The following is a 16,701-nucleotide window of genomic DNA, read 5'->3' on the forward strand; positions in this document are numbered from 1 at the left end:
GGGTCCATCACTCGATCACGAAGCGCAGCTTGGTGGCGTCCTTGCCCTTGCAGCGCTCGTTCATGAAGGTGTCGAAGCGCTTGCGCAGCTCGTCCGGCGTGGCCGGCGAACCGCCTTGCAGTAGCGCCTGCTTGATCTCGTCGCCCTTGACCGCGATCTTCTCCAGCCCCGATAGCGCCTCCTGCACAGCGTTAGCGAACTCGCTGGTCATCGGGTCCGGCAGCTTGCGTGAGGCCAGGAAGGCGTCGATCAGCTTCTTGGACGCGGGCGGCAACAGGCCTAGGCTGTCCTGCGTGAACGGGTCTTCCAGGTTCTCCAGCAGGGTCTGCTGCCAGTTGGCCACCAACTGGTCCAGGTCGTCGTCCAGCTTGTGCAGGCGGTTGGCCGCCGGGATCAGCTCCAGCTGCTCGGCAGAGGGGCGGAACTGGCAGTGGGGGCAAACGGCTGCCGTGACCAGCGTCGGCTCATCCAGCGATGAACAACTCTTCAGGCCGTTGAGCGACTCCTCGAAGGCGGTGAGCTGGCTGGTGGGCATTAGCGACACGCCGGCCAACACGCGCAGCGCCAGCAGGCGGTCGTCCTTGCGCAGGGCATTGCGGGTCTTGTCCTCGGCGACGCCCAGCCGCGCCTTGCTGTGGGTGGCGATGTAGGCGGTGATGTAGTCCTTCTTGAGCTGGTTGAGCGTCTGCCGGTATTCGGCCGCGTGCTCGGCGGTGCGGTCCTGACTCAGCTTTTCCTGCAGTGCCTTGCGGGCGGTCTCGGCCTGCTTCACCCACGGGTGCTCGGCGGGCAGCACCATTTCGGCCTGCGAGAGGTAGGACGCCGTGCTGCCCAGTTCCACGACCAGTTCGAGCAGACGCTCGACGGCGGCCAGAATCTCCAGATTCTTCTTCTGGCCGTCCAGATCTTCCTGCGTGACGCGCAGGTTCTTGAGCTTGCCGACGGTGTTGTACGGCGCCAGCGACTCGGTGAACTTCTTCAGCGAATCCAGCCGGGCGTGCCAGTCTTTCGCTTCCTCCTCGCGCAGCAGGTTCTGGCCCCAGAAGCCGAGCTTGCCTTGTTGCAAGTCGGAGCCCGCCTTGAGTACACGCGGCACCAGAGCGCTGACTTTGTCTTGCAGCTTGATGACCGGCTCGGTGTCGCCTTGGCTGGCTTTCTGGGCCAGGCCAGATGGCAGGTCGAACAATTCGAACAGGACACGCAGTACCGCAAGATTGATTTCCTTGGGTGCCTCGACGTGCTTGAACTGCTTGAGCTCTTCGATGGAGCGTTCAGCCAGCTGTGCCAGCTTGCCGGAGTCGATCTTGTCGCCGGTGATCGACAGCACAATGTCGCCGGAATAGACCAGCCCACCCAGCACGGTGACCAGCAGATCGGGTTCCAGCCGGTATTTGATGGGCGCGAAAAACTCGATGTCCGAAGTGCCCGAGAGCAGTTCGCTGCGGTTGAGCACCTGGCCGTGGCCCTTGGCCTTGAGGCGGTTCAGCACCTCCTGCGCGTAGCGGGAGTTGGCAGGATCGACGCGTTCGCCATCGAGCAGTTCCAGTGCGTCCAGGATGGCAACAGCATCCTTGGTGCGGGTGCCGCCAGCCAGTGCCCGCAGCGCGTTGCCGACCAGTTGCTTGCGGTTGGCTTCCGTCACCAGCACCGAGAAGGTGGGGTATTCGGGCGAAATGTCAGCAAACCGCTGGCCCAAGGCGAGGCCGGAGACGATATTCACCACATCGCGGAAGTTGATGCGCTCATCCGGGCCCAGACGTGCGCGGTCGCGCAGGGACACGCCCTTGGACCAGTCCTGCAGGGTCTTGGTCTTGCCCTGATAGGTGACCTCGAACGCGGTCATTTGCTTTTCCTGCAGCCATTTGCTCATGGACCGCAACGAATCCTGCGCCTTGGACAGGTAGATGGCTTTCGCACCACCGCTGGCGGTCGACGCCAGATCGAGTGCCGCCGCGTATTGCGACAGGTAGCGCTTGTAGTCTTCATCGGGCGACTTCAGGCGGAAGAACACCTCGTCCGCGAGGCTGTTGTCGCTGAACTTCGGTTTGTCGAACGGCTGGATGAAGTAGATGTAGAAATCGCGTTCGGGCTGGGCCGTGGGGCGATCGTTCGGGGCACCAAAGAACAGGTAACCCATGCGCTCGACGCGACGCTCCTGCCACTCGATCTGGTACTGCCAGATCTGGAAACCGGGGTAGCGCAGATCGTCGCTGCACTCCATCAGTGCCTTGATGGCGCTGTAGTAGGCGCGGTCGAGCGCGTCATCGGATAGGGCTTCTGCACGCTTCTCGATCTGCGCGTCGTAGTCGATGTCCTTCTTGAGGTCGAGGTAGTACTGTTCGGTGTCAGCGGCCTTGGAGATGAACTGCCCATTGACGGTCTTCAGCACTTCCCGCATCACGGTTTGCACCATCGACAGCAGGTTCTCGGCCGGATCGCCCGGCATGTCCTCCACGCCAGGCTGAAACAGGCACAGGGCGTCGCGCAGCTCGGCGGCCGTGGGGCCAATGGGTACGTGGATGTCGCCGCCAGTGGTCAGGCGGTGCACGGCCAGCGCATTGATCACGCGCAGCGCCATGGCTTTGTAGGCCGGGCGCGTGAAGGCCTGCTGTACACGCGACTCCAACACTTCGGAGACGCGCATCACTTCCTTGATGTTCGGGTCGGCACGAAGCACCGAATTGGTCTTGATGGTGTTCCAGAAGCTCTCGTAGCTGATGAACAGCGGCTTGTCGGCAGGTACTTCCTGATCGAGGATGGCCAGCATGGCGGACTCGATGGTCTTGAGCGCGCCGCGCTTCTCGGTGAAGTGGATCTGCTCGAAGGTCTTCAGGTAGTCCGGGTGGACCGGGAACAAGCGCACGTACTCATCCATGCGCTCGTTCATGGAGCCATAGAATTTGGCGAACGGCGTGAGGTACTCGCGGATCTTGTTCTGCTGGTCGGCCGTCTTCTTGAGCAGGCGCGCGGAGACGACGAAGCTGACGTCCTGGCGGTCGATCAGGATCTGGGTGAAGCGCTCGTTGACGCGGCGCATGCTGTCCGCCACATGCTGGAAGCGCACGCTGTCGAAAATGGCCTCCTGCACACCGGCGACGAAGCGGAACTTCAGATGCTTGGTGACTTCGCCGATCTGACGCAGGATGGCCAAGTCCTGGACCAGCTCGTGGTCGCGACGGGACTGCAGGTACTCCAGGAATTCATCGACGACGAGCAGCACGCCCTGGTCCGGGAATTTCTCGCCGAACGCGGCCATCATCTCCTCGAAGGAGTCCTTGTTGTTGAGCTCCTTGTCGGCGGTCGGGAAGGTGTAGTCGACGCCGACTTTTTCAAGGAAACGCTCAAGCTGCAGGGTGATGATCTGGCGCAGCGGCATTTGCAGCCCGCCCACCTCGATGCGCAGAACCTTGAAGCGACCGGCGATCGGGGCTACCGCCTCGGCGACCTTCGGGTGGCGGATCATTGGCGCGTAGGCGGCGTCTTCGGCCACCAGCGACAGCACCGACATCAAGTGCGACTTACCGGTACCGTAGTTGCCGACGATGAGCACACCTTTGTGATCGACCGAGTCGTCAAAACTGAGCTGGGGAACCATGAGCTTGGAAATCCGCTCGGCCATGTCATCGGAGATGACATAGGTCGCGACGAGCTTCTTGGCCTCGTCCGGGCGACCAGCATCGAGCAGTTGAATGACTGACTCGATCTGCTCGAACTGGATCAGATCTCCGTATTTCATGTTCTTGGCCATATGGTTCTCACTTCCCCGTAGCGTCAAATTTCGAGTACGACCACGCCGTCACGGCTGTAGTCACGATGTTCTGGGTGACTTATGTCGGCGTACACCAAGCGATCACCGCGCAGCTCGCCCGGCCAGACGGCCACGACGCGCTTGGAATGAGCCAGCCGCCTGACGAGGTCAAGCGGGTTGATCTGCAGGCCCGGCTCGAACAACAACTCCAGGTTGTCGAGCAGCAGCGGATCTTCAGTACGTTCCTTGTCCGCGATCTCACGCAGCAGTTCGCCTGCCGAGAAACCGCGCTTGTTGTTCGGTGTGGCAGCCAACCGGCGCCCCAGCTCAAGGCCGACGTTGAGCGGCTCGATGTTGAGCTTGGCGCCGAGCTGGCGGAGCAGTTGGGTTTTGCCACTGCGGCTGGGACCGACCAGCAGGATCAACTTGCTGTTGAGATCGCCGATTTCGCCGATGAGTCGTTCGAGTTTTGCCAGCATGCTCATCCCCTCAGTCCGACTCGGCTTCGAGCCGTTGTTGATCAGGGGAGCGGTAGCCCGGCGCCAGCACGGCATTTCGTACGCCGTAGATGGCAAGGTGGTCTTTCAACCACAACCGGTACTCGTACCCGCGCAGACTGTGGTCGGGCGTGCAGTCCACACTCCATTGGCGAAGGATGTAACCGGCGGTGGCAGCCCGCAGCTTCATCCGCAGCACGCCGCCCCGCATGCTGTAGTCCATCTCGGTGATCTCCGGCCGGGGTTGATCCGGATGCGGCACCAGCTCCAGCTCGACGATCCGGGTCCACTGAATGTCTTGATCGCTCATCTCGTGGGGCGCCATGGGTTGCCCCTTGAGCACCACGGGGCGTTTGATCCGGGTGATGACGAAGTCCCGGAACTCCTGCGACTTCCGATCGAACGCGCGGACGTGCCAGCGCAGGCCGTTGTCGATCAGCGCAAAGGGGACAATCTCCCGTTCGGTGCGGCCGCTGGAGATGGAGTGGTACTCGATGCCGAGCGGACAGCCCTGGTGGATCGCCCGGGTCACGCTCGCGAGCACATTCAGGTCCGGGTGCGTGAGCCGAGACGGGCTCTCGCTGGCCACCCACGCCTTGAGCCGCATCGGCTCGCCGTCGCCGAAGCCTTGGGTCAGCCACGACAGCACCCGCTCCGGGGGGAAGGCGAAGACCGGCTGGAAGTCCGGCCCAAGGACGTAGGACTTGCCCTTGGAGTCGTAGTCGATGTTGCCGGGGGCCAGCTCCTTGTACAGCGCCAGATCCCTGGACGCAGCGGCGGACTGGATGCCAAACCGGGTGACCAAGTCCTGGCGGCGTATCTCCCCGACGAAGCGCACGCGCAACTCCACGAACGCGAGTCGATCGCGTTGTGGCTGGGTGAGATCTGCAAGCTGTTCGTTCGACATCCTGGCTGGCTCGTTCGGGTTAGCGAATGCTTGTGCGTGTTATTGCGGAAAGTATATGGTCTGCCATAAAATCTGTCCATGAATCGATTGCGAGTCATACATGAGTCTTCTTATGATGACCACAAGCGCCGCAGCGACAAGAGGACCTGTGCGGACACCATGCAGAATCTCGCAGAGCTTCGCCTCAAGCCAGGGACGCTGGAGCGGTACGGCTCATGCTTAGGGTTGAGCTGATGATCATCGGCGTTGCCTACGCTCTTCATCGGTGGGGAGGACATTGAAAATGATGGAGTCGACAGAAGAGTCTGGGTCGTCTGCCTTCCTGCGTGTCCTTACGTTGGACGGCGGCGGCGCTAAGGGCTTCTACACGCTGGGCGTACTCAAGGAAATCGAGGCGATGATCGGGTGCCCACTGCACCAGAAGTTCGATCTGGTGTTCGGTACCAGTACGGGCGCGATCATCGCGTCACTGATCGCGCTCGGTCACAGCGTCGATTCCATCCTGGAGCTGTACCGCAAGCACGTGCCTACCGTGATGTCGCAGAAGACCGCTCCGGCTAGGTCGCAGGCCCTGAAGAAGCTGGCGAGCGAGGTCTTCGGCGATGCAACGTTCAGCGATGTGAGGACCGGCATCGGGATCGTCACGGCCAAGTGGCTGACCGAGCGCCCGATGATCTTTAAGGGCAGCGTCGCGCAGGCGCATGGCCGAGTCGGTACGTTCGTCCCGGGCTTTGGTGTGAGCATCGCAGACGCTGTCAAGGCGTCGTGCTCGGCCTACCCGTTCTTCGAGCGAACGATTGTCAGAACCGCAATGGGTGAGGACATTGAGCTGATCGACGGCGGCTACTGCGCAAACAACCCGACGCTGTACGCAATCGCCGATGCGGTCCAGGCGCTTCAGAGAGAGCGCAAGGACATCCGGCTTGTGAGCGTTGGCGTGGGCATGTACCCCGACCCGAAGCCGAGCCTGTTGATGTGGCTGGCGAAAAAATATCTCGTCAGCGTCCAGTTGCTGCAGAAGACCCTGGAGATCAACACGCAGTCGATGGACCAGCTGCGGCAGATCCTGTTCCATGACGTACCGACCATCCGAATCAACGACTCCTACGTCACGCCTGAAATGGCGACTGATCTGCTGGAACACGACCTCAAAAAGCTCGGTGTCTTGTTCCAGCGAGGGCGGGAGTCGTTCGCGTCGCGGGAGACGCAGCTTCGCGAGCTCTTGATATAGCCAGGGGAAGAACATGCCAATTCCAGAATCGCAGCTCGAAACGTGGTCCCACCAGGGATCGATTACCCAGTCGAGCAACACCTACAACACGATCAAGAGCGTCCTGGAGGACAGCGCCACGCCGTATGCCGGCAAGAACTTCAAAGTGTTCCTTCAAGGCTCGTACGGTAACGACACGAATATCTACGCCGAGAGCGACGTGGACATCGTCATCCGGCTCGACGACTGCTTTCACAGCGATCTCGAATCTTTGTCCGATGACGAAAAGTCGGCCTACAAGCAGGCATTCAGCGACGCGACCTACACACATGCCGACTTCAAGCGGGACGTACTGTCGGTGCTTGAGGAGCAATACGGTTCGGCCGTGAAAGCCGGCGACAAGGCGATTGCCATTGACGCGAGCGGCTCACGGCGCAAGTCGGACGTGATTGTTGCGACGCAATTCCGGCGCTACTTCAAGTTCCGGTCAGCAAGCGACTCTGAGTACGTCGAAGGCATCTGCTTTTTCAACGCTGCTGGCGAGCGAATCGCGAACTACCCAAAGCAGCACTCGGCGAACCTGACGGCGAAGCATCAGGCCTCTTCGCAGTGGCTCAAACCTATGGCCCGGGTGTTCAAGAACATGCGCAGCCGGATGGTCGAAGACGGCCTGATTAAGGCCGGTATCGCACCTTCGTACTACATCGAAGGCTTGCTGTACAACGTGCCGAACGAGAAGCTCACCACCAGCTATCAGGACTGCGTGGTCAACACCTTGAATTGGTATCGGCAGGAGGCCTCGAAAACCGACCTCGTGTGTGCCAACGAGCAGTATTACCTGCTGCGAGATGGTTACCACACGTGCTGGCGACAGGCGGCCTGTGATGCGTTCATCGAGGCGGCGGTAAAGCTTTGGAACGACTGGTAGTCAAAGGATTGGCTTAACAGGCAAGCATCACATCTGAAATACGGTTGACCACCGGTTCCGTTTGATTGCGGCGCGAGCCGAGCAAGAGACACAGCATCAAGGCCATTCGCTTCACTTGGGAATGGCACGATGGGACAGACCAACCGCCGCGCATCCGCATGGCCTTCGCTGGCCGTGCTGTTGGCCGTGTTGCTCTCGGCCATGCAACCCGCCATCGCCGACGACACCCCGGAGCGTGAGCAGCTCGCCGCGCTCACCCGCCAACTCGACCTGCTCGACCGCCTCGCCGAGCACGCCGCCAGTACCGCCCCCCAGGAACGCGCCCGCTACCACTTCGACTACGCCCGACTGCGCGCGGACCTGCAGCGCGTTCGCACCGGCCTGCAGGACTACCTCGTGCCCCAGCGCGCCCAGCCGCGCGATCCCGTCCCGCTGGCCGGCGATTACGTCCGCCGCGACCGCGCCGACGACGAGGAGCCGTCGCCATGACGCCCTCTGCCGATCAGGTCGCCGCCTTCCAGGCCAACGGCGGCTTCGCGCCTTCGGCCGTTGCTGCCGTGGTGCTGGGCTTCGTGTTCGCCGTGTTGCTGCTGTGGGGCGTGTGGGCCATGCGCACCGCCTACGTCGGCTGGGCCGAGCACCGCATCACTGAACGTCAGTTCCTCGCCGTCGTCGTGCGCTTCGTGGCGATGTACCTGGTGCTGACGTTCTTCCTCCTCTCCTGACCGTCACGAAAGGCCATACGCCATGAACACGCCTCCGACATCCCATCGCATTCCGTCCCGCATCGCCGCACCGCTGCTGCCGCTGGCGCTCGCGGGCCTGCCGCTGTCGGCCTTCGCGCAGGGCCTGCCGACCATGGAAGACCCATCGCGCGGCCAAGGCAGCGGCATCCTGCAGACCTTGCAGAACTACGGCTACGACATCGTGCTGCTGATCGCGCTGCTCGTGGTCGCCTCGATGTTCGTCGGTGTCTGCTATCACGCCTACACACGCTACTCGGAGATCCACACCGGCCGCGCCACCTGGGGCCAGTTCGGCCTGACGGTCGCCGTGGGCGCGATCCTGCTGGTGGTCGGCATCTGGCTGCTCACCAAGGCCACCGGCGTGCTGTGAGGGCGGCAAGCGATGGCCGTCCCCTCGGAGACCCCGCAAGACACGCTGGTCAGCTTCCTGCCGCACCGGCTGAATCGCCAGCCGGTGGTCGTGCGCGGGCTGACCGCCGACGAGTTGTGGATCTGCACCGGCCTGTCGGCCGCAGCCGGATTCGCGCTCGGCCTGCCGCTGGCCTGGCTCACGCACAGCATCGCCATGGTGCCGACGCTGATCGTCGCCGGTATCGCGCTGGGCGTCTTCGTCGGCGGTGGTTTTCTGCGCGCGCAGAAGCGCGGCCGGCCCGACACCTGGTTGTACCGGCAGCTCCAGTGGCGGCTGGCCCTGCGGCACCCGGCGCTGGCGGCACTCCTGGGCGGCCGGCGCCTCATCACCCGCTCGGGCTACTGGACGACCCGGCGCAACGCCGATCGAGGTGCGCCATGAGCCGTTTCAAGAACGAGGTTGCGCACCTGCAGGCGCACGTGAAGACGCTGCGCCTGGGGGCCGGCGCGTTGTTCGTGGTGGCGCTGCTGCTCGGCTTCGGTTGGTGGAGTGCGCCGAAGAGTCTGACCATCCATGTGCCGCCGGACCTGCGCTCGGGCAGCACGCGCAAGTGGTGGGACGTGCCGCCCGAGAGTGTGTACGCCTTCTCGTTCTACATCTGGCAGCAGGTGCAGCGCTGGCCCACGAACGGCGAGGAAGACTACCCGCGCAACCTGCGCGCGCTGTCGGCCTACCTGACGCCGAGCTGCCGGGCCTTCCTTCAACAGGACTACGAGTACCGGCGCGCCAGTGGCGAGCTGCGTCAGCGCGTGCGCGGCATCTACGAGATTCCCGGCCGCGGCTACGGCGATGATCCGGCCACGCGCGTCAAGGTGGTTTCCGACCGCGATTGGATCGTCACGCTCGACGTGAGCGCGGACGAATACTACGGCTCCGAGCAGGTCAAGCGCGCCCTGGTGCGCTACCCCATCAAGGTCGTCCGGCTGGACATCGATCCCGAGCACAACCCCTTCGGCCTGGCGCTGGACTGCTACGCCGGCGCACCCCAGCGCATCGAACCGCCGCCGACACCGCCCCAGGCCGGCGCGCCCGCCAACGCCTCCGGCCATCTGCAGGGAGACTCCCCATGAAGCCCATTGCCTTGTCGGCCCTGGCCGGCGTCCTGCTGATCCTCGGTTTCGTGCCGGCCAGCCAGGCCGTGGAAATCCTGCGCTGGGAGCGCCTGCCCCTGCCGGTGCCGCTGGTGGTCGGTCAGGAGCGCGTGGTCTTCATCGACCGCAATGTGCGCGTCGGCGTGCCGGCCAGCGTCGGCGACCACCTGCGCGTGCAGAGTGCGGGCGGTGCGATCTACCTGCGGGCAAGCGAGCCGATTCCGCCCACGCGGCTGCAACTGCAGGACGTGGAATCCGGCGCGCTGATCCTGCTCGACATCGCCGCCGAGCCGGCGAAGGACGACCAGGCGCCGCTGGAGCCAGTGCGCATCGTGGAAGCGGAAGCCCCCGCGAAACGCTACGGCGGCGGTGCAGCAGGCGGCGTGGACGAGCAGGCCGAAGCGCCCGCGGACAAATCTGTTCCCCGGCGCGAAACGCCGGTTCCGGTCGTGCTGACGCGCCATGCCGCACAGAACCTGTACGCGCCGCTGCGCACCGTCGAGCCGGTCGCCGGCATCGGGCGTGTGAACCTGCGCCGCGGCCTCGCGCTGGACACCTTGCTGCCGACGCTGCCGGTGCACGCGCGGGCACTGGCCGCGTGGCGCCTGGAAGACCAGTGGGTGACGGCCTTGCGACTCACCAATACCTCGGCGCGCTGGCTCGACCTCGACCCGCGCGCCCTGCAGGGGAACTTCGTGGCGGCGACCTTCCAGCATCCGAACCTGGGGCCGGCCGGTACCGCGTCCGACACCACGGTGCTCTACCTGGTCACGCGCGGCCACGGCCTGGCCGAGTCGCTGCTGCCGGCGCTGAGCCCGATCGACGCCACCGTGAACCTGCCGCCGGCCGCCGCGGCGGGCTCCACCGGAGGAGCGCGCGATGAAGAGTAATCCGCTGCTCAAGTGGCTGCTGATCCCGATGGCGCTGCTGCTGGTGTTCGTCGGCATCAAGCTATTCTCCGGCGCTCCCGGCGGCCAGCCCGCTCCCAAGGGCGCGGCCAGTACGCTCACGCCCGAGGAGATGAAGGCTCTGGGCATCGCCGGCGACACGCCGCGCGATACCGTCGCCACGCTGGTAGCCCAGGTGAAGCAGTTGCGCACGGAGCTGCAGAGCGCGCTCGGCGACAACAAGCAGCACAAGGCCGAGAACGAGCGCCTGCGTGCGCGGGAAAGCGCGATCGACCAGCGCATCCAGAGCGCGCTGGAAGGCGAACGCAACCGCCTGGAGCAGGAACGCAACCAGGTGGCCAGCGACAGGCAGCAGACCCAGGGGCTGCTGCAGGATCTGCAGCGGCAACTGGACGGCCTTGCCGGCAAGGGTGGCCCGTCCGACCTGCCCGTCGGACTGGGGCTCGAAGAGGGTGACGGCCAGCGCTTCGACCGCGGCGCCGGTGGCACGCAGTGGGTCGAGCCCGACGATGCCAAGGTCGACGCCAAGAACGGCAGCAAGGAGCCGAGCTTTCCCCTGAGCTTCGGGTCGGCCCAGAAAAGCCTGTCGGCCGCAGTGGAATCCGTCGCCGACGTCGGCAGCCGCGCGGTGGGCGCATCCACGAAGGCTGTCTACACCGTGCCATCGAACTCGACGCTCATGGGGTCGGTTGCCATGACGGCGCTGATCGGGCGCGTGCCGATCGATGGAACCGTCAACGATCCCTATCCGTTCAAGGTGCTGATCGGCCCGGACAACCTCACGGCCAACGGCATCGACATCCCCGACGTGGCCGGCGCCGTGGTCAGCGGCACGGCCTCGGGCGACTGGACGCTCTCGTGCGTGCGCGGGCAAATCCGCTCGGTCACGTTCGTATTCCAGGACGGCACCATCCGCACGGTGCCGGAGGACAGCAGCAAGGGCGGTAGCAGCGGCGGCAACTCGGGTCACAACGGCGCCAGCATCCAAGGCGGCCTGGGCTGGATCAGCGACCCCTACGGCATCCCCTGCGTCAGCGGCGAGCGGCGCAGCAACGCCCAGCAGTACCTGGGAAGCCAGGCGCTCATCACCGCAGCCGGCGCCGGCGCGGCCTCGCTCATCAAGTCCGACAACGGCAGCGTTGCCGTGGTCGCCAACAGCAACGGCTCGCTGGGCACCGTCGGCATCAGCGGCAACGAAGCGATGGGCCGCATCCTCGCGGGCGGCGTGCGCGACATGGCCGATTGGGTCAACAAGCTCTACGGCCAGGCCTTCGCGGCGGTCTACGTGCAGCCCGGCGCCAGGGTGGCCGTGCATCTGGAGCAGCCGCTCGACATCGACTACGACGCCAAGGGGCGTCGGGTCCACCACCGCACCGGAGAAGCCCATGCCTCGGATCTGGATTGACGCGGCCGCCGTGCTGCTGGCGGCCACCCTGCTCGGCGGCTGCGCCACCAGCAAGGAGAAGCTGCTGCCGCACGGCGACAGCACCATGCTCGACATCTGGCATCAGGAAACCGGCGGCAGCGCGGGCGGCGGCCAGGCCGCGCGGCAACTGCTCGATGCGCGCCAGGGCCTGCGCCGGCCGCTGGCCGATGCCGATGTGCAGGCGGCGCCCGGCGTGCAGGCGCGCTACACCCGTACCGCGCAGAACGAGATTTACCGCCAGTTCCACCGCCTGCCAAACCCCGACCTGGTGATGTACGTGTTCCCGCACCTGGCGGGCACCGACCCGGTGCCGGTGCCCGGCTACAGCACGGTGTTCCCGCTCTACCAGCGCGTGCAGTACGCGATGCCGGGCGAGCGCGTGGAGGACTACTGATGGCCTGGTCGCTGCCGTGGTCACGCAAGCCCGACGTATCGCCTGCTGACGCCGTGGATGCGGCCGATGATGCCTGGGCACGGCACGTAACGGCGCTGTCGGCACAGGGTGTCGCCGAGCCGGGCAGCGCGCTCGGCCGGGGCCGGCGCAGGCCGGCCACCCAGGCCGACCACGATGCGCTCTATGGCGTCGCCCCGTCGTTCGCGGACTTGCTGCCCTGGGTCGAGTACCTGCCCGGCAGCAAGTGCATGTTGCTGGAAGATGGCCAGTCGGTGGCGGCCTTCTTCGAGCTGGCGCCGGTCGGTACCGAGGGCCGCGAGATGGCCTGGCTTTGGCAGGCGCGCGATGCGCTGGAGAATGCCCTGCAGGACTCCTTCGACGAGTTGGACGACAACCCCTGGGTGGTGCAGCTCTACGCCCAGGACGAGGCCGACTGGGACAACTATCTGCGCTCCCTGGCGAACTACCTGCAGCCGCGTGCACAGGGCAGCGCGTTCAGCGACTTCTACCTGCGCTTCTTCGCCCATCACCTGCGGGCCATCGCCAAGCCGGGGGGCCTGTTCGAGGACACCACGGTGACGCGCCTGCCGTGGCGCGGCCAAGTCCGGCGCGTGCGCATGGTGGTCTACCGCCGCACGTCCGCGGCCCAGACCTCGCGGCGCGGCCAGTCGCCCGAGCAGGCGCTGACCACGATCTGCGACCGCCTCGTCGGCGGGCTGGCGAATGCCGGCGTGAAGGCTCGGCGTCTCGGCGCGGCGGACATCCACGCCTGGCTGCTGCGCTGGTTCAACCCGAATCCGACCCTGCTCGGCGCCACTGCCGAAGATCGGGAACGCTTCTACGCGCTGACCCGCTACCCGGAAGAGCGGGAGGAGGGCGAGATCGAACTCGCCAGCGGCACCGACTTCGCGCAGCGCCTGTTCTTCGGCCAGCCCCGTTCGGACGTGCCCAACGGCCTGTGGTTCTTCGACGGCATGCCGCATCGGGTGATCGTGATGGATCGCCTGCGCACGCCACCCGTGACGGGCCATCTGACCGGCGAGACGCGCAAGGGCGGCGATGCCATGAACGCGCTGTTCGACCAGATGCCCGAGGACACGGTGATGTGTCTGACGCTGGTCGCCACGCCCCAGGACGTGCTGGAGGCGCACCTCAACCACCTCACCAGGAAGGCCGTCGGCGAGACCCTGGCCTCGGAGCAGACCCGGCAGGACGTGCAGCAGGCGCGCGGCCTGATCGGCAGCGCGCACAAGCTCTACCGCGGCGCGCTGGCGTTCTACCTGCGCGGCCGCGACCTGGCCCAGCTCGATGCGCGCGGCCTGCAGCTCGTCAACGTGATGCTCAACGCCGGCCTGCAACCGGTACGCGAAGAGGACGAGGTGGCGCCGCTGAACAGTTATCTGCGCTGGCTGCCGTGCGTGTTCGATCCGGCTGCCGACAAGCTCCAGTGGTACACCCAGCTCATGTTCGCGCAACATGCGGCGAACCTGGCGCCGGTCTGGGGCCGCAGCCAGGGCACGGGGCATCCGGGCATCACGTTCTTCAATCGCGGCGGCGGTCCGATCACCTTCGATCCGTTGAACCGCCTCGATCGGCAGATGAACGCGCATCTGTTCCTGTTCGGCCCCACGGGGTCGGGCAAGAGCGCGACGCTCAACAACATCCTGAACCAAGTCACGGCGATCTATCGGCCGCGCCTGTTCATCGTCGAGGCGGGCAATAGCTTCGGCCTGTTCGGCGACTTCGCGGCACGCTTGGGCCTCACCGTGCATCGGGTGAAGCTCGCGCCGGGCGCGGGCGTCAGTCTGGCGCCGTTCGCCGACGCCTGGCGCCTGGTCGATACGCCGAGCCAGGTACAGACGCTGGACGCCGATGCGCTCGACGAAGACCAGACCGATGCCGGCATGGCCGTGGAAGGCGACGAGCAGCGCGACGTCCTCGGGGAGCTGGAGATCACTGCACGACTGATGATCACCGGCGGCGAGGACAAGGAAGAAGCGCGCATGACGCGCGCCGACCGCAGCCTGATCCGCCAGTGCATTCTCGATGCGGCCCAGCATTGCGTGGCGGACAGACGCACGGTGCTCACGCGCGATGCGCGCGACGCGCTGCGCGAGCGCGCCCGCGACGCCACGCTGCCGGAGATGCGGCGCGCCCGGTTGCTGGAGATGGCCGACGCCATGGATATGTTCTGCCAGGGCGTGGACGGCGAGATGTTCGACCGGTCCGGCACGCCGTGGCCCGAGGCGGACATCACCATCGTGGACCTGGCCACCTTCGCGCGCGAGGGCTACAACGCCCAACTCTCGATTGCCTATATCTCGCTCATCAACACGGTCAACAACATCGCCGAGCGCGACCAGTTCCTGGGCCGCCCGATCATCAACGTGACGGACGAAGGCCACATCATCACGAAGAACCCACTGCTCGCGCCCTACGTGGTCAAGATCACCAAGATGTGGCGCAAGCTCGGCGCCTGGTTCTGGCTCGCCACGCAGAACCTGGACGACCTGCCGAAAGCGGCCGAGCCCATGCTCAACATGATCGAGTGGTGGATCTGCCTGTCGATGCCGCCCGATGAAGTCGAGAAGATCGCGCGCTTCCGCGAACTCAACGCTTCGCAGAAGGCGCTGATGCTTTCGGCACGCAAGGAGGCCGGCAAGTTCAGCGAGGGCGTCATTCTGTCCAAGTCGATGGAAGTGCTGTTCCGCGCCGTGCCGCCCAGCCTCTACCTGGCGATGGCGATGACCGAGCCCGAGGAGAAGGCCGAACGCTTCCAGTTGATGCAGCAGCACGGCATCAGCGAGCTGGATGCCGCCTTCCGCGTGGCCGAGAAGATCGACCGTGCGCGGAGCATCGAACCGCTGGTGCTGGACACGTTGGCCTGACGGGAGCGACACGATGCGCATGCCTTCATTCGCCCGCCGTCATCCCTGGATCGGTCTGCTGATCGTGGTGACGATTGCGGTGGCCTCGTGGATGCTGCTGCGCGTGCCGCACCCGGCAACCGAGCCCGTATCCCTGGCCGTCGCCGGGTCCGAAGCGTCGAAACCGGCCGGCCCGCCCTGGCTGTATGGCCGTGCCGATGCGCGCTTCACGGTGGTCGGGTACGCCGACCTGGAGTGTCCGTACTGCCGAGCCTACTTCCCCGCACTCAAGCGCTGGATCGACGCCCATCCCGAAGTGAACTGGCAGTGGCACCACCTGCCGCTGTCCATGCACGAGCCGGCCGCGACTGCCGAGGCACGCTTGGCCGAATGCGCGGGCGAGACGGGCGGACATGCCGCGTTCTGGCAGGCCGTGGCGTGGCTCTACGCGAACACCCGTGGCGACGGCCAGGGCCTGCCGGAGGGCCTGCGCTATCCCGACCTCACGCCAGCCATGCAGGGTTGTCTCGACAGCGAGCGCCCCGATGCCGTCATCCGTGCCCAGGCGGTGGAAGCAGCACAGCAGGGCATCGCGGCCACGCCGGCCTTGCAACTGCGCGACCGCGAGTCCGGCAAGACCCTCCTGCTGCACGGCCCCGTCGAAGGCGATGCCTTGCTGTCGGCCATCGACCTGCTTGCCGCCGGCAGCACGACCGCAGCCGAACCCGCCCATTCCCCAGACATGCCCGCCGGCGTCGCCGGTGACATGCCCAGGTAGCCATCGATCTTCAAGGCTGCGGCGCGGCTCGTCCGCGTTGATCGAAACCCGTTCGCATCGCATCCCTTGACGCGAACAGCCACCGCATCCGCGGTGGTGGATGCCCGCTCGTCACCTGTTCCATCCCCATCGTCCCCAGGAGGGTTTGCCCTCCAGGGGCAGGCGCCCTCCGATCTCATCCATTGGAGGTTCGCCATGTCTCTTGTCATCGCCGACTCCTGCCCGGAGTCGCTCACCCTGATCGCCGCCCAGCACGAAGACTGGATCATCCAGCAGGCCATCACCCTGCTGGAGAACCGCGTGTTCAAGGCCGGTCCAGCGCTGGGCAGTCCCGTCGCCGTGCGCGACTACCTGCGCCTGAAACTGGTCGCGGAGCCGAACGAAATCTTCGCCGTCGTGTTTCTCGACAACCAGCACCAGGTGCTCGCCTACGAACCGCTGTTCAAGGGCACGGTCGACCAGACTTCGGTGTATCCGAGGGTGGTGGTCCAGCGTGCGCTGGCGCTCAACGCTTCGGCGCTGATCCTGGCGCATCAGCACCCCTCGGGGACCACCGAGCCATCGGCCGCTGATCGTGCGATCACCGAGCGGCTGAGGAGCGCCCTGGCCACCGTCGATGTCCGAGTGCTGGACCACTTCATCGTCGGCAAGGGCAGTCCGTACTCGTTCGCCGAAGTCGGCTTGTTGTAGCAGCACCCCAGGCGCATTCATTTCATCACCACGGGAGCCCTTGGCTCCCGTTTCTTTTCGCCGACCCGCAGAAAAATCGGGACTGACCGGTTTCGGTTT

General features: G+C 65.4%; 16 protein-coding genes. 13 read left to right on the forward strand and 3 right to left on the reverse strand.

The features are described 5' to 3' along the window. Positions 1 to 7 precede the first annotated feature (7 nt). Genes BV908_RS11585 through BV908_RS11595 form a run of 3 tightly spaced genes read right to left on the reverse strand, consistent with a single transcriptional unit; the run spans position 8 to position 5,152 of the window. On the reverse strand, positions 8 to 3,748 hold the full coding sequence (locus BV908_RS11585; protein WP_246867495.1) for a DUF6079 family protein: 3,741 nt from the start codon (positions 3,746 to 3,748) through the stop codon (positions 8 to 10). Positions 3,749 to 3,771: 23 nt separating this feature from the next. Continuing rightward, the gene (gene brxF / locus BV908_RS11590) at positions 3,772 to 4,233 is read right to left on the reverse strand and encodes a BREX-3 system P-loop-containing protein BrxF (RefSeq protein WP_103738205.1); all 462 of its coding nucleotides are present in this window, start codon (positions 4,231 to 4,233) and stop codon (positions 3,772 to 3,774) included. A gap of 4 nt (positions 4,234 to 4,237) precedes the next feature. Next, a complete protein-coding gene (locus tag BV908_RS11595) occupies positions 4,238 to 5,152 on the reverse strand; it encodes a WYL domain-containing protein (RefSeq protein WP_103738206.1) in 915 nt (304 codons plus the stop codon). A gap of 283 nt (positions 5,153 to 5,435) precedes the next feature. Here BV908_RS11595 and BV908_RS11600 point away from each other — a divergent pair, with 283 nt between their 5' ends. The 13 genes from BV908_RS11600 to radC all read left to right on the forward strand — a co-directional run bounded on the left by BV908_RS11600 (position 5,436) and on the right by radC (position 16,602). Then, positions 5,436 to 6,383 carry a patatin-like phospholipase family protein gene (locus tag BV908_RS11600; protein ID WP_103738207.1) on the forward strand — a complete coding sequence of 316 codons (948 nt, stop codon included), beginning with the start codon at positions 5,436 to 5,438 and terminating at the stop codon, positions 6,381 to 6,383. A gap of 13 nt (positions 6,384 to 6,396) precedes the next feature. Continuing rightward, positions 6,397 to 7,290, forward strand: coding sequence for a nucleotidyltransferase (locus BV908_RS11605; protein WP_172751383.1), 894 nt, complete (start codon positions 6,397 to 6,399; stop codon positions 7,288 to 7,290). Between the two features lie 129 nt (positions 7,291 to 7,419). Then, a complete protein-coding gene (locus BV908_RS11610; protein WP_103738208.1) occupies positions 7,420 to 7,779 on the forward strand; it encodes an RAQPRD family integrative conjugative element protein in 360 nt (119 codons plus the stop codon). Then, positions 7,776 to 8,015, forward strand: coding sequence for a TIGR03758 family integrating conjugative element protein (locus BV908_RS11615; RefSeq protein WP_003294214.1), 240 nt, complete (start codon positions 7,776 to 7,778; stop codon positions 8,013 to 8,015). The genes BV908_RS11610 and BV908_RS11615 overlap by 4 nt, the downstream gene beginning before the upstream one ends. Positions 8,016 to 8,037: 22 nt before the next feature. Next, positions 8,038 to 8,406, forward strand: coding sequence for a TIGR03745 family integrating conjugative element membrane protein (locus BV908_RS11620; RefSeq protein ID WP_031754986.1), 369 nt, complete (start codon positions 8,038 to 8,040; stop codon positions 8,404 to 8,406). Positions 8,407 to 8,418: 12 nt separating this feature from the next. Beyond that, positions 8,419 to 8,829: a TIGR03750 family conjugal transfer protein gene (locus tag BV908_RS11625; RefSeq protein ID WP_103738209.1), complete on the forward strand. Its 411-nt coding sequence runs from the start codon at positions 8,419 to 8,421 to the stop codon at positions 8,827 to 8,829. Beyond that, the gene (locus tag BV908_RS11630) at positions 8,826 to 9,518 is read left to right on the forward strand and encodes a PFL_4703 family integrating conjugative element protein (RefSeq protein WP_103738210.1); all 693 of its coding nucleotides are present in this window, start codon (positions 8,826 to 8,828) and stop codon (positions 9,516 to 9,518) included. The genes BV908_RS11625 and BV908_RS11630 overlap by 4 nt, the downstream gene beginning before the upstream one ends. Beyond that, entirely contained in the window at positions 9,515 to 10,429 is a 915-nt protein-coding gene (locus BV908_RS11635; RefSeq protein WP_103738211.1) for a TIGR03749 family integrating conjugative element protein, read from the forward strand. Before BV908_RS11630 ends, BV908_RS11635 begins: the two co-directional genes overlap by 4 nt. After that, the gene (locus BV908_RS11640) at positions 10,419 to 11,852 is read left to right on the forward strand and encodes a TIGR03752 family integrating conjugative element protein (RefSeq protein ID WP_103738212.1); all 1,434 of its coding nucleotides are present in this window, start codon (positions 10,419 to 10,421) and stop codon (positions 11,850 to 11,852) included. Before BV908_RS11635 ends, BV908_RS11640 begins: the two co-directional genes overlap by 11 nt. Beyond that, positions 11,833 to 12,267 carry a TIGR03751 family conjugal transfer lipoprotein gene (locus BV908_RS11645; RefSeq protein ID WP_023083166.1) on the forward strand — a complete coding sequence of 145 codons (435 nt, stop codon included), beginning with the start codon at positions 11,833 to 11,835 and terminating at the stop codon, positions 12,265 to 12,267. Before BV908_RS11640 ends, BV908_RS11645 begins: the two co-directional genes overlap by 20 nt. Further along, positions 12,267 to 15,155, forward strand: coding sequence for a conjugative transfer ATPase (locus tag BV908_RS11650; protein WP_103738213.1), 2,889 nt, complete (start codon positions 12,267 to 12,269; stop codon positions 15,153 to 15,155). Before BV908_RS11645 ends, BV908_RS11650 begins: the two co-directional genes overlap by 1 nt. A gap of 13 nt (positions 15,156 to 15,168) precedes the next feature. Beyond that, the gene (locus tag BV908_RS11655; protein ID WP_103738214.1) at positions 15,169 to 15,912 is read left to right on the forward strand and encodes a thioredoxin domain-containing protein; all 744 of its coding nucleotides are present in this window, start codon (positions 15,169 to 15,171) and stop codon (positions 15,910 to 15,912) included. A gap of 195 nt (positions 15,913 to 16,107) precedes the next feature. After that, positions 16,108 to 16,602 (forward strand): DNA repair protein RadC, encoded by a 495-nt coding sequence (gene radC / locus BV908_RS11660; protein ID WP_103738215.1) that lies wholly within the window; start codon positions 16,108 to 16,110, stop codon positions 16,600 to 16,602. Positions 16,603 to 16,701: the final 99 nt, after the last annotated feature.

It is taken from the genome of Diaphorobacter sp. LR2014-1 (assembly GCF_002916785.1).
In the GTDB taxonomy this organism is placed as follows: Bacteria; Pseudomonadota; Gammaproteobacteria; order Burkholderiales; family Burkholderiaceae_C; genus Diaphorobacter; species Diaphorobacter nitroreducens.

Bases quoted from the DNA above. Each gene is read 5' to 3' on its own strand.
- BV908_RS11585 (WP_246867495.1), bottom strand. From the start codon at position 3,748: ATGGCCAAGAACATGAAATACGGAGATCTGATCCAGTTCGAGCAGATC.
- brxF (WP_103738205.1), bottom strand. From the start codon at position 4,233: ATGAGCATGCTGGCAAAACTCGAACGACTCATCGGCGAAATCGGCGAT.
- BV908_RS11595 (WP_103738206.1), bottom strand. From the start codon at position 5,152: ATGTCGAACGAACAGCTTGCAGATCTCACCCAGCCACAACGCGATCGA.
- BV908_RS11600 (WP_103738207.1), top strand. From the start codon at position 5,436: ATGATGGAGTCGACAGAAGAGTCTGGGTCGTCTGCCTTCCTGCGTGTC.
- BV908_RS11605 (WP_172751383.1), top strand. From the start codon at position 6,397: ATGCCAATTCCAGAATCGCAGCTCGAAACGTGGTCCCACCAGGGATCG.
- BV908_RS11610 (WP_103738208.1), top strand. From the start codon at position 7,420: ATGGGACAGACCAACCGCCGCGCATCCGCATGGCCTTCGCTGGCCGTG.
- BV908_RS11615 (WP_003294214.1), top strand. From the start codon at position 7,776: ATGACGCCCTCTGCCGATCAGGTCGCCGCCTTCCAGGCCAACGGCGGC.
- BV908_RS11620 (WP_031754986.1), top strand. From the start codon at position 8,038: ATGAACACGCCTCCGACATCCCATCGCATTCCGTCCCGCATCGCCGCA.
- BV908_RS11625 (WP_103738209.1), top strand. From the start codon at position 8,419: ATGGCCGTCCCCTCGGAGACCCCGCAAGACACGCTGGTCAGCTTCCTG.
- BV908_RS11630 (WP_103738210.1), top strand. From the start codon at position 8,826: ATGAGCCGTTTCAAGAACGAGGTTGCGCACCTGCAGGCGCACGTGAAG.
- BV908_RS11635 (WP_103738211.1), top strand. From the start codon at position 9,515: ATGAAGCCCATTGCCTTGTCGGCCCTGGCCGGCGTCCTGCTGATCCTC.
- BV908_RS11640 (WP_103738212.1), top strand. From the start codon at position 10,419: ATGAAGAGTAATCCGCTGCTCAAGTGGCTGCTGATCCCGATGGCGCTG.
- BV908_RS11645 (WP_023083166.1), top strand. From the start codon at position 11,833: ATGCCTCGGATCTGGATTGACGCGGCCGCCGTGCTGCTGGCGGCCACC.
- BV908_RS11650 (WP_103738213.1), top strand. From the start codon at position 12,267: ATGGCCTGGTCGCTGCCGTGGTCACGCAAGCCCGACGTATCGCCTGCT.
- BV908_RS11655 (WP_103738214.1), top strand. From the start codon at position 15,169: ATGCGCATGCCTTCATTCGCCCGCCGTCATCCCTGGATCGGTCTGCTG.
- radC (WP_103738215.1), top strand. From the start codon at position 16,108: ATGTCTCTTGTCATCGCCGACTCCTGCCCGGAGTCGCTCACCCTGATC.